Raw genomic sequence first — 228 nt, forward strand, 5'->3', positions numbered from 1 at the left:
CTATGACGTTTTGAATGAAATCTGCTGAAAATGAGGGTTGTCGACACAAACTTCTAGTGTGGAAAGGTCAGTGAGTACGACAAGTTGTTCTACACCTTGAATACTGACCTTAATGCACTCTTCACGGCTATCATTGCGTTGAGTATCTAATCCGACACATTCAATCTGCTCGCCAGATTTCAGCGTTAATTTGATTGGGTATCGGTGCATACACACAATCTCAATATA

Annotated in this window: 1 protein-coding gene; it reads right to left on the reverse strand. The window is 40.8% G+C overall.

Annotated features, from left to right (window positions below; translation table 11 throughout):
- A partial coding sequence (locus tag AB4486_RS25000; protein ID WP_372119393.1) for a Rho-binding antiterminator occupies nucleotides 1–228 on the reverse strand: 228 nt, incomplete at its 5' end.

The sequence above is a fragment of the Vibrio sp. 10N.222.55.C6 genome, assembly GCF_041473395.1.
GTDB classification, from domain to species: Bacteria; Pseudomonadota; Gammaproteobacteria; order Enterobacterales; family Vibrionaceae; genus Vibrio; species Vibrio crassostreae_C.